General features: G+C 42.9%; 9 protein-coding genes. 5 read left to right on the top strand and 4 right to left on the bottom strand.

Annotation, left to right across the window (positions count from 1 at the left end; all coding sequences use genetic code 11):
- The first annotated feature begins 88 nt into the window (after positions 1 to 88).
- From thrS to EWV68_RS02355, 5 genes are all read left to right on the top strand, one after another.
- Complete coding sequence (gene thrS, locus EWV68_RS02375) at positions 89 to 1,945, top strand: threonine--tRNA ligase (protein WP_287168684.1); 1,857 nt, start codon at positions 89 to 91, stop codon at positions 1,943 to 1,945.
- 114 nt (positions 1,946 to 2,059) lie between these two features.
- The gene (locus EWV68_RS02370) at positions 2,060 to 3,091 is read left to right on the top strand and encodes a CobW family GTP-binding protein (protein ID WP_079208729.1); all 1,032 of its coding nucleotides are present in this window, start codon (positions 2,060 to 2,062) and stop codon (positions 3,089 to 3,091) included.
- A gap of 516 nt (positions 3,092 to 3,607) precedes the next feature.
- Positions 3,608 to 4,387 (top strand): hypothetical protein, encoded by a 780-nt coding sequence (locus EWV68_RS02365; protein WP_287168683.1) that lies wholly within the window; start codon positions 3,608 to 3,610, stop codon positions 4,385 to 4,387.
- Entirely contained in the window at positions 4,387 to 5,196 is an 810-nt protein-coding gene (locus tag EWV68_RS02360; RefSeq protein WP_079208731.1) for a metallophosphoesterase family protein, read from the top strand. Before EWV68_RS02365 ends, EWV68_RS02360 begins: the two co-directional genes overlap by 1 nt.
- A 21-nt stretch (positions 5,197 to 5,217) precedes the next feature.
- On the top strand, positions 5,218 to 5,916 hold the full coding sequence (locus tag EWV68_RS02355) for a metallophosphoesterase family protein (RefSeq protein WP_287168697.1): 699 nt from the start codon (positions 5,218 to 5,220) through the stop codon (positions 5,914 to 5,916).
- A gap of 229 nt (positions 5,917 to 6,145) precedes the next feature.
- Here the strand turns inward: EWV68_RS02355 and EWV68_RS02350 are convergent, their stop codons facing one another.
- From EWV68_RS02350 to EWV68_RS02335, 4 genes are all read right to left on the bottom strand, one after another.
- Positions 6,146 to 7,129, bottom strand: coding sequence for a methyltransferase domain-containing protein (locus EWV68_RS02350; protein ID WP_287168682.1), 984 nt, complete (start codon positions 7,127 to 7,129; stop codon positions 6,146 to 6,148).
- A gap of 364 nt (positions 7,130 to 7,493) precedes the next feature.
- Positions 7,494 to 7,733, bottom strand: a complete 240-nt coding sequence (locus EWV68_RS02345) for a FeoC-like transcriptional regulator (RefSeq protein ID WP_130757729.1) — start codon at positions 7,731 to 7,733, stop codon at positions 7,494 to 7,496.
- A 109-nt stretch (positions 7,734 to 7,842) separates the two neighbouring features.
- A complete protein-coding gene (feoB, locus tag EWV68_RS02340; protein WP_287168681.1) occupies positions 7,843 to 10,167 on the bottom strand; it encodes a Fe(2+) transporter permease subunit FeoB in 2,325 nt (774 codons plus the stop codon).
- Between the two features lie 41 nt (positions 10,168 to 10,208).
- Positions 10,209 to 10,844 carry a FeoA family protein gene (locus tag EWV68_RS02335; RefSeq protein WP_287168680.1) on the bottom strand — a complete coding sequence of 212 codons (636 nt, stop codon included), beginning with the start codon at positions 10,842 to 10,844 and terminating at the stop codon, positions 10,209 to 10,211.
- Positions 10,845 to 12,216 lie beyond the last annotated feature (1,372 nt).

The raw sequence follows: 12,216 nt of genomic DNA, 5'->3' as shown, positions 1-12,216 counted from the left end.
GCTTGCCGCTAGAGGATTTGAGCGCATTTTTTTCTTAGACATCAGCCCTCCTTTGCTACAATGATAATCATTATCATCGTAGCTGGCAATGGTCAATCAAATTAAGTCCCCCCGAGCAGAAAGCCCCGTTATCGAAGAAGATTCGCAAAAAATCGTAAAAATACGCCATACTTGCGCCCATATCTTAGCGATGGCTGTACAAACTCTCTTTCCTGAAACCAAAGTTGCTATTGGTCCCTGGACAGAAACGGGATTCTACTACGATTTCGATCGCCCAACACCCTTTACCCCCGAAGATTTGGAGAAAATAGCGGCAGAAATGGGGCGAATTATCGGGAAAAACCTGCCAATTATCCGAGAAGTGCTGGAAAGAAGCGAAATTACCGCAGAAATCGAGCGCCTTAATCAACCCTACAAACGGTCAATTTTAGAGAGAATTCCCCCAGATGAAACCATTACCCGTTATTTTATCGGTAGTCCGGACGCAGGACGGAGCGATCGAGAACCCTCGTTAATTGATGGTGCTGTTTCTCCCCCGGAAGAATTTTGGTGGGATCTGTGCGCGGGACCGCATCTCAACTCGACGGGGGAAATTAACCCAGATGCTTTCGTCTTGGAAAGTGTAGCGGGTGCTTATTGGCAAGGAGATGAAAAACAGCCGCAATTACAGCGAATTTACGGCACAGCTTGGCAAACCCCCGCAGAATTACAAAATTATCTCCAACAAAAAGAAGAAGCGCAGCGACGAGATCATCGCAAATTGGGACAACAATTAAAATTATTTAGCATCCAAGAAGATGCGGGTGGCGGCTTAGTTTTTTGGCATCCCCGGGGTGCAACAATGCGTTATTTAATCGAAGATTATTGGCGCCAAGCTCATTTAGAAGCGGGTTATCAATTTCTTTATACTCCCCATCTAGCTAATTTAGATCTGTGGAAAACTTCTGGACATTGGGACTTTTATCGCGACAATATGTTTGAGGCGATCGAGTTAGAACAGCAAAGCTATCAAATTAAGCCGATGAATTGTCCTTTTCATGTTTTAACCTATCAAAATGACCTGCATTCCTATCGAGAATTTCCCCTAAGATGGGCAGAATTAGGCACAGTTTATCGTTACGAGCGATCGGGGGTTTTACACGGATTAATGCGGGTGCGAGGTTTTACTCAAGATGATGCTCATATTTTCTGTTTACCCGAACAAATTGCCGCAGAGATTCTAGGAGTTTTGAACTTAACCGAGAAAATTCTTTCCGATTTTGGCTTTACTAATTATCAGGTAAATTTATCGACTCGCCCCAGTAAATCCGTGGGTAGTGATAGTGTTTGGGAATTGGCAACCGCAGCTTTAATTGAGGCCTTAAATGCTAAAAAGTGGGATTATATTGAGGATCAGGGAGGTGGGGCTTTTTATGGTCCTAAAATTGATATAAAAATTCAAGATGCGATCGGTAGAATGTGGCAATGTTCCACGATTCAGGTCGATTTTAACTTGCCAGAACGCTTTGATATGCAATATGTCGCTAGGGATGGTACTCGGGAAAGACCGATTATGATTCATCGAGCTATTTTTGGCTCTTTGGAAAGATTTTTTGGTATTTTAATCGAGAATTATGCAGGAGATTTTCCTCTCTGGTTAGCACCTATTCAAGTCCGTTTATTACCCGTTAGTGATGAACAGCATCATTATGCTTTAGAGGTAGCAGTGCAGTTAAAACAAGCTGGTTATCGAGTGGAAATCGATAAAAGTGGTGAGCGTTTAGGCAAACAAATTCGTACAGGAGAACTAGAAAAAATCCCTGTCTTAGCTGTGATTGGAAAACGAGAAGTTAGCAGTAAAACTCTAAGTGTTCGCACTCGACAAGGGGGTGATTTAGGTTCGATGACGCTGGCAGATTTATTAGAAAAAATGCAAACGGCGATCCTATCTAAAACTAATCTCTGAAACTTTTGTATAAACCGGCAATTAGTGGAGATCGATCCCCTCCAGACGAATTTAACAGGGTTGAGAAAAGCCTATTTTCTGCCAATTAATTAACTTACAAGTGGGTTAGCTGCCATGAGTTCTTTGATAATTCCCCTCTCCGATTCCCTCCCTTGCTTGCCTAAATCAGGAATGCCTGTGACGATTATTACTGGTTTTTTAGGGAGTGGAAAAACCACCTTACTAAATCATATTCTTGACAATAAAGAAGGGTTAAAAGTTGCCGTATTAGTCAATGAGTTTGGGGATATTAATATTGATTCTCAATTGCTTGTTTCCATCGATGAAGATATGGTAGAATTGAGTAATGGCTGTATTTGTTGTACGATTAATGATAGTTTAATTGAGACAGTATATCAGGTCTTAGAAAAAGAAATTCCCGTGGACTATCTAATTATTGAAACCACAGGATTAGCCGATCCTTTGCCAATTATCCTCACTTTCTTGGCCACGGAGTTAAAATATTTGACTCGCTTAGATTCTATTATTACCCTCGTGGATTCTGAAACCTTTACGGCGGATCATTTTGATAGTAACATTGCCCTTAGTCAAATTCGTTATGGTGACGTGGTAATTCTCAATAAAATAGATCGAGTCAGTGGCAAAAAATTAGATGATTTAGAAAAGTTTATTCGTCGAGAAAAACAGGGTATAAGACTCCTAAAAAGTAGTTATGCTCAGGTTCCTTTGGGTTTATTGTTAGATTTAGGTTTAACTAAAGAAGAATTGTATAAAAACCAGTTTAGAGACTTTCAAAAAAATCGCCAAAGCTCCAGTGATAATCAATCTCCTGAAGACTTTAATTTTGTCTCTTTTGTTAGCAGTAAACCATTTAATCTAGATAAATTTGAGCCTTTTATTACGAAAAAAATGCCGATAAATGTTTTTCGAGCTAAAGGTATTCTCTGGTTTCAACAAAGCGATTTAAAACATATTTTTCAATTAAGTGGACAGCGTTACGATCTGCAAGCAGTAGAATGGGACACTGTACCCAACAATCAATTAGTTTTTATCGGCAGAAATTTAAATAAAGAGGAAATTGTGACACAACTAAACGAATGCTTGGCTAGTTCTCAAAAAATTAAAAAGGACAAACTAAGTAGGTAGGTGTTAAAAGTTTTCAGACACCCCCCCTTATTAAGGGGGGATTAAGGGGGGATCGACACCCCCCTTATTAAGGGGGGACTAAGGGGGGATCGGCACCCCCCTTATCAAGGGGGGCAGGGGGGATCGAACCTAAAATCCATTTTTAATTTAATTATAACCAGCTACTTATGAATAATTTATGGATAAAAACTTTAAAATTTAACGAACCCTCGATCCCATGGTTTTACGTCTCTTTGTTCTCCAAGTTCATTATCGCAAACCCTTGCACTTTACGGAAGCGGCGATCGATTAAGGGAACAATTAAAAACGAGGGGAATTACCTTGGTTGATTTACCCGATGGACAAAGCCAATGGTATCCTAGAGAAAAGAGCCATAACCATGATTAATATCCCAAGAAACCGCCAATTTTTCCCAAAATAACCTGGCTAAGTCTAGAGGATTGGTTAAGGAAGATTACTTGCCCCAATCTGACTTATGCTAGAATGATTATCATTATCACACTAGAGAAGGAGCAAATGATTATCGTGGTAACGGGGGGTATAGCAGCGGGAAAAACCCACTGGATTCGCCAACAAATCGCCCAAAGCAAGCAGCCAAGCCTATATTTTAGTCCCCAGACGGAAACTTTTCCCATTGATCATCTCACTTTAGAGAGTGAGTTTCCCCAGTTGTCCTGTGTTTCTAGGGAAGAAGAAGACCTTTTGAGCAGTTTATCCATGGAAAACACGATCTATATGGAAGTACCATGGCATTTAGACACGCAATCCCTCGAAAGCTTTCTAAAACCCCTCAATTGTCATCGGGTAGCGATTACGTCTCCAGACGAAGAAATCCCCGAAGGACAAGTTCCCGTCGATGAAATTGTCATCAGTCCCGTCAAAACAACCATAAAAGGTGATCAATGGTTAAAAAAACGAGAAATACAGATTTACAGAGCCGTTTTAACGGGAGAAATCATCGATTTTTCCAGTTTAACCACCTTTTGGACAGAATTAACCCAAGGGGCCTATGGGGAAGTGCTGCGGGTTAAAAGTATCTTCGATATCATCGATGGTCAGTGTATTTATGGGGAATTTATGGATGAATGGCCAGAAAAAGACTTTCAAAGCTTAAATTTCCCCTTAAATGTCGATGGGAGACCGAATCGCTTCAGTGGGATTGAAATCGTCGGTCGCAATCTCGATAAACCGATAATTGCCGATACCCTTAGTGATTGTTGTCTGTCCGATGAGGCACTTTTTTATTATCAACAACAATTTCAAGAATCTTTAGAGCCAGAAATGGAGTTAATCTGATGAAAATAGCCGTTTTATCCTGTATTCATGGCAATATGCCCGCTTTTAATGCTGTTTTGCGAGATTTAGACCAACAGGGTTGTCAAGAAATCTACTGTTTAGGGGATTTGGTTGGGTACGGACCTCATCCTAACCAAGTGGTGGAAAAAATCCGTCAACTGGGGATTACCACGGTACAAGGGTGTTGGGATGAGGATATCGTTGAGGGATTAAATGCCTGTGAGTGCAGTTATCCGTCGCTTTTAGCAGAAAAACGCGGTAGATTAGCTCATGAGTGGACAAATCAAATAATCACCCCAGAAAACCGTAATTATTTGTCAAAACTGCCCGAAATTTTTAAGCTAGATCACCTCTGTTTTGTCCATGGTAGTCCCCAAAGTAACCATGAGTACCTTTTAGCCGAAATGGACGCTTTTACGGCTTTAGAACGGGTTTTATCGGTAGATACAGAGGTTTTATTCTGTGGACATACCCACATCCCCTACATTCGCACTCTCGACGCGGGAAGCTTGCAAATAAAAGTGTATCAACCCGATGGGGAACAGTCGCGGCAATTTACCACACCGGTCAAGCGTATCATCAACGTGGGATCGGTGGGAGAACCGCGTCACGGTCGTCCAAATGCCACCTATGTGATTTACGATCGAGAAACGGCAGCGGTACAACTGCGAGAAGTGGCCTATAACTATCAGGAAACCTGTCAGGCTATTTTAGCATCGGGTTTACCTCCTATTTTCGCTTGGCGATTGGCTAAGGGTCTAGAATATGCGGAAAAAGCCGATGATCCGACTCATGTTTGCGAACGTTAATTTGTGATAAATCAAGAAATTATGTGGGCGATTTTAAGCGGTATTCAAGGTAATTTACCAGCCTATCAAGCGGTATTGGAAGATATTCAGCAACGGTCAGTTACTGTAGAAAATTTATATATTTTAGGAGATTTTATCGGCGTTAATCCCGATAGTGAAATGCTGGTAGAACAAATACGTTATCCCACTAAAAATAACTTATATCCGCAGGTTTGTCGGGGATGGTGGGAAGAACAATGTCTAATTTTACACAGTTTAGGAGCAACAGGAGAACCGACGGAATTAATCCATAAACATGGAATTGATAGCACTAAACAACTCTGGGACGCAGTTTCTTTAGAAACGGTGCAATGGTTACGAAATCTCGATTTTGGTTTTGTCGAGTTGGATTGTTTATTAATTCATGGCAGTAGTGTCAGTGTTAGTGAAGAATTAACCCCCGATACTCCCCCATGGCAAATTTTAGATCGACTGCAACGGGTGGGAGTTAATAATCTATTTTGTGGTCGTGCGGGAAAAGTTTTTGATTATTCTTTACAGTCCGCTAATTTAACTAGCACTGTTACTACTTTAGATAAACGGCAACCAAGTCAAACTTTGACGATTCAAGATAAGCGTTTAATTGGGGTTGGTAGCGTTGGCAAAGAATTAAATAAAGCAGTTTACACTCTCTATAATCCTAGTAATAATTGCGTGGAGTTTATAACCGTACCTTATTAATCTTTCAGAGATTAATTAAATATTAAAGATTAATTTACAGCCTTTATCGTAAAAGTGAAGTACAAAATAACCTTTGCTAACTAGGTATTTTAGATGCGATAACGCACCTCATCTATCTGAGAAAAGCTGTAAGTAGGTAGGCGTTAAAAATTATCAGACACCCCCCTTATCAAGGGGGGACTAAGGGGGGATCGAACCAAAAATCCATCTTCAATTTAATTATAACCAGCTACATAGCTGAGGCAAGAGACTCTTGCTGACTTAGTTGCAGATGGGATTTAGCGCGAACAGCGCGGAACATCCCAAAACGACATAAACCCGTACCAAAGGCCAAACGCATCAGCAGAATTGTCGGCACTTCTCGGACAGATTTAACCAATCCGGTCAGACCAAATTGCCACCAACCTTGGGGACGAATCACCCCCTGCCAAATGGTATCAATCCAAGAGGGTAGAGTGGCTTTTGTCCAGTCAGCAGTAATCACTTCCCCATCTACCAATCCCGTGGCTGCTAACTGTTCGGCAAAACCTTCGATACTGGCAAAAGCGGGGTGAGACCACTGATCCAAAAGTTGGCGCATTACAGGACTTTCCCAGAAATTGAGCGGTTTTTGACGGTCATCTCGCTGATTCCAGTCCGCTACCACTAGGACTCCCCCTGGTTTGAGAACTCGCAGTAATTCCTGAGCAAAAACGGCTTTGTCCGGCATATGGGGACCGGCTTCAATTGACCAGACCACATCAAAACTCTCGTCGGGAAAAGAAAGGGCCATGGCATCATCGACCAAAAAGCGAGCATTTACATCTGGGGGTGTTAGTTCTTTGGCCCGTGCCACTTGTTTGGGACTAATGGTGACACCGGTAACGGTAAATCCGTAGTCGCGCGCGAGAATGCGACTGCTGCCACCAATACCACAACCGACATCGAGGAGAGTTACACCGGCGGGTAGTTTATCCAAACCTCCCCAAGAGACCATTTCCGCCACAAAGTCGGCTTTTGCCGCTAGAAAGTCTTTTTTTTCTGGTGGGGAACCGTAGTGACCTAAATGGATGTGTTCGCCCCAATAATATTCTAAAATCCCGTCTTCGGTCCATTGGTCGTAGGAATTGGCCACCGAGTCCGACGATTGGTACTTGCGAGAGGAAACAAAATAGACGACGATAGCGATCGCTAGGAGTAAACCTAAAGATGATGTCACCAAAAGTATATTCATTAAATGCTGCCGAGCAAACTGATACAAAGCTTAATAACTCTTAAAGATTATACAACCTTGAGGTTCTGCGGTTGAGTGACTTTGGTTCCTCGCCAGAAATTAACTATCCCCGTTGAAAGCGACCGGTAATACAGCAGTTATCTTAATAGTTAAGTAGCTGGTTATAATTAAATTAAAAATGGATTTTAGGTTCGATCCCCCCTGCCCCCCTTGATAAGGGGGGTGCCGATAGGCGGGGGGATCCCCCTTGATAAGGGGGGTGCCGATCCCCCCTTAGTCCCCCCTTTAATCCCCCCTTAATAAGGGGGGTGTCTGACAACTTTTAACGCCTACCTACTTAGATCACTTCTGTAGTATTAAACTTTTATCTGTTTGTCCCTGTGGAATTGCCTTCAATCCATTCGTAAAAAGCCATAGATTCTGGGGAACAACGGCTGCATCCTCCGCATTTTTCCAGGGAAATCAGGCGAATTCGCCCTTTTTTCAGCAAGCGATCGAGCATGGGACTTAAGGCATCCGCTGACATCCGAAAGTGTGTGGATAAGTCAGCCAGAGATGCTTTCTGATTTTTGGCAAGATAAGCCTGTATATCGGTTAAAATCATGGTTTATAAGCGAAAAAAATCGAGAAAAGTTGCTTGATTGCGGTGGGTTACGGCGAATCTAAATAATTAGTTAGTTGCCTAGCTTTTCGTCGCCTAACCCACCCTACTTTTAAATTGCGGGACGGTTGATTTTTCGGGGACGGAGATTTTTTAAGGTGAATAAAACCCCGACTACGGTTAAACCCATCAAGACTATCCAAAAGAGAGAAAATCCCGGATGTCGAGAAAAAGTGGCGATTTGATAGAAGGAAGTGGCAACAATATAGGCCATTCCTGTGGTCCAGAGGGCAATAAAAGCAGTCCAACCGGCATTAGTTTCGCGATATACGGCCGATGTGGCCGAAACACAGGGAAAATAGAGCAGAACAAACAACAGATAGGCAAAAGCACCCGCTTGACCATCAAATCTTTTCGCCATTGCCCCAAAGATTCCTAAATCTACCTCTTGCTTCTCGGCAGCCGTTTTTTGATCTTGCAGATCACCAAGATTTAAACCCAAGGGATCAAGTAATTGATTGGGTAATTGCGCTAAATTGGCGGGAATAGTGGCAATAGCTCGGTGAATTTGCCCCCAAAAGTCGAATTTTACCTGTGCTGCCCCCTTATTCGGGTTATCTTCCCCTGCTAGTTGGCTGTAAATTGAGTTTAAGGTGCCTACCATTGCTTCTTTGGCAAAAACTCCCGTAAAAATTCCCACTGTTGCCGGCCAATTTTCCGGTTCTAGTCCCATGGGTGAGAAAATAGGAGTTACAGCTTTACTGGTAGCACTTAAAACCGATCGCTCGCTGTCTTGATTACCAAAAGAACCATCAAAACTGACGGAGTTGAGTAATCCCAAAATCATCACCATTAAAACGATAACTCGTCCAGCTTTCCATAAAAACGCTTGCAGACGTTCCCAAGTACGAATTAAAACCCCTTTCAGACGCGGTAGATGATAGGGAGGCAATTCCATAATAAAGTGACTGACTTCTCCCTTGAGTAGGGTTTTTTTCATCACCAATCCCGTCAAAATAGCGGCGAGAATTCCTAAGATATAAAGACCAAAAACGATGTTTTGACCACCTATGGGGAAAAAAGCCGCCGCAAATAGCGCATAAACAGGTAATCTGGCCCCACAGGACATAAAAGGGTTCATCATAATCGTCATTAAACGATCGCGAGAATTTTCTAGGGTCCTGGTGGCCATAATTGCCGGCACACTGCAACCAAATCCCACTAGCATGGGGACAAAGGATTTACCCGGCAATCCCACCAAACGCATCAATCGGTCCATGACGAAGGCTGCCCGGGCCATATAGCCAGAATCCTCTAAAATTGACAAAAAGAGGAACATAAAGCCAATTACGGGGATAAAAGTGGCGACGGTTTGCACACCTCCCCCCGCTCCATCAGCGAGCAGAGCAATTAGCCAACCCGGGGTAGGGATTTTTTGTAAAACTTGGGACAAACCATCGACAAAGATAGTCTGGGCAGTTAAATCGAAGAAATCGATAAAGGCAGCACTAACATTGATGGTAAACAAGAACATTAGGTACATTACGCCCAAAAATATCGGAATTCCCCACCAGCGATCGAGAACAATCCGATCGAGGCGATCGGACATGGTATCATTTATCTGTCCAGTCCGTTGAGTGGCTCCCTGGGTAACTTGTTGAATAAAGCCATAACGAGTATCAGCAATTAAAATATCGAGGTCTTCCCCTAAAACTTGGTGTATTTGTCGTCTATGCTTGACGATAATGCTTAATAGTTCCTGTGAGCGCAATTCTGGGGCGATGCGATCCTCGTATTGCAGTAGATTTAAAGCAGTCCATCTTGGCTCAACGATCCTTTTACTGCTATGGTCGTTAATGTAGGCAATAATCTCGTTAAGAGCTTCCTCAATTACCGCAGGATAAGCCACATAAGCGGCAGTATGGTTAATATTACCAACTAATTCCCCAATTTTTTGCTTTAATTCTCCGATTCCCTCCCCTTTAACCGCACTAATCGCCACGACAATTGCATCCATGCGATCGCTTAAGAGTTGCGGATTAACCACAATACCCCTAGTTTTGGCCACATCCATCATATTCAGGGCAATCAACATCGGTAAACGCATCTCCATGATTTGGGTAGTAAGGTAGAGATTGCGCTCTAAATTGGCAGCATCGACGATATTAATCACTAAATCCGCTTCTCCTGACAGCAGATAGTCCCTAGCGACTAATTCATCCATTCCTGTCTCCCCTTCTTCCACATCAAGGGAATAGACTCCGGGTAAATCCACAAGGGTGATATCTTCCCCGTTAACTTGAAATCTTCCCTCTTTGCGATCGACTGTTACTCCCGGCCAGTTGCCGGTCCGTTGATTGGCCCCCGTGAGAGCATTAAAAAGGGTAGTTTTGCCACAGTTAGGATTGCCAATTAAGGCGATAATCGGTTTGACCATAATTAGGATATTGAGTGACGAATAGGCTTAGATGATTAAATTTAGCTTTTTGGGTCTATTTGTTCGACGATTAAAGTGTCTGCCTCCTGTTTTCGCAGACTGAGATGAAATCCCCGCACTCGAATCTCGACGGGATCCCCCAAAGGTGCGACACGAATGACGGTAAACTCTGTCCCCGGAGTTAATCCCATTGATAACAATTTTCCTTTGTATCCGCGCAATGCTCGGTCATAACCGATGACTTTACCCGCTTTTCCTATGGGTATCTCCCGCAGAAATGTTCTTACTTCAGGTAGGTCTTTTTTGGGTTCCAGTTTTTTTGGTTGACTGTCACTAACGAGGATTTTTTCGGCCATTTCCGCCCCGATACCGATACGATTGTCTTGAATGCCAATTAAAACTGATCCCCTCCCTTGGGAGCTAATTACCTGTAATTGAATGCCGGGGTTTAATCCCATACCTAGGAGTCGATTGATTCCTCCTGTCCCCTGAAATCCCGCTAACCAGACGGTTTTTCCCATTTCCACTTGTGCGAGGGGATAGGTGGCTGTTAGCTCAGTACCCATGGAGTTAGTACGTTCTGCTACTGCCTCTTTACCACCCCAAGGGGAAAATTGGGCTTTATTTGGCGATTTTTCTGGTTCTTCTGGGTCATTAGGTCTAATTTTATCGTCCATGCTTTTCTTATCTCCAAAGGCAAAGAAGGTCTTTCATTCAAGAGTGACAATAATTCCTTGATAGCTCATCGAGTTTACTTCAGTAGCCAAAGGGTGATAACTGCGCTAATGTCAGCCTCAGTCAACGGTTTTGAAACTGTCTAAGACTTGCGATCGCTAAAATAAATGCTAATTATTCTCAATTACCAGTGTAATCGAAAAGGGGAGACAGAAAAGAAAAATATTTATTTAGGGTTTGCTGAATAATGGTAAAACCTTTTGAAAATAAGGCTTTTGACCTGTTAAAATCCGATGTTAGTGCTGCGAAAATCGGATTGGGACCCCCAAAAACCTGGCATTATCCTCCTTTCAGTACATAAGTTAGTACAAAAAGAGAGGGCAACAAAGCCTGAAACGACCGGCTACTGACGACCGGCTACTGACGACCGACTCCTAACCCCACCAACAAACTTTTTGCCGCAAACCCTACCTAGTGGTCTGCGGCAAAAAGCTTTTCCTAGGGGCAGGGTGTGGGGTGTGGGGTGTGGGGTGTGGGGTTTTACCGATTTTCAGGTGGTCAACTAAGTAGTCGTGCAAAATTAATTTCCTAGTGAAGATAGGCAAGAGGCAAGAGGCAAGAGGCAAGAGGTGGAAAAAGTACCTGAATTTTCCCCCGATCCCCGCAATGGCTGGCACTTTTTGAGGGGAAAAAAGTCCAAAAGTCTTATCCAACAAGGTTTTTAGATTTATTCAGCAAACCCTACCTAGTGGTCTGCGGCAAAAAGTAGGGGCGAAGCATTCGGGCAATAACCTATCGGTGAAACCGTAGATTTTCTATCCGAATGCTTCGCCCCTACAGGACTACATTTCACATTTATTCAGCCAGCCCTAAGTAAATCGAATCTGTCTTTCTGTTTGTGTTCTTTATGCCTTTGTGTTTATCCTTAACTCTTATGGGATAACCGGACAGAAAAAAGTTTAGTTTTAAATATTGGCGATACTTTCAACACTTTAGCCCCCCTATTCTCTGGGTCTTCTTGTAGCTTAAAAAAGGGTGCATCTCACATTTGCAGAAATATCGACAATCAGCAATTATCAGTCACTCTTAAATTATTACAAATATATCAACAACTGCCTGTAATACCATTTTTCTTTATTCGTTTCCCTCACCCCCTTCCCTGTCCCAGAGCGTTAGAGGGGAGGGGGTGAGGGCAATTAACCATCTCTGCCATTACTTTTGAAAAATGGGATAATTCGTTGTCAGTATCTCCAAACATTGACATCCTCGCCGCCCTAAAAGTGCGGCGATTCCTAAACCTCACGATTTAAGTTTCTGCTTCCACCACCGTCGCATACCACAGTTAAAAAACCATGTACTGTCTTACACAGAGTC

Origin of the sequence: Microcystis sp. M_QC_C_20170808_M9Col (assembly GCF_007095495.1) — a bacterium.
Lineage (GTDB): Bacteria > Cyanobacteriota > Cyanobacteriia > Cyanobacteriales > Microcystaceae > Microcystis > Microcystis aeruginosa.
This window is presented reverse-complemented; position numbering and strand designations above follow the sequence as displayed.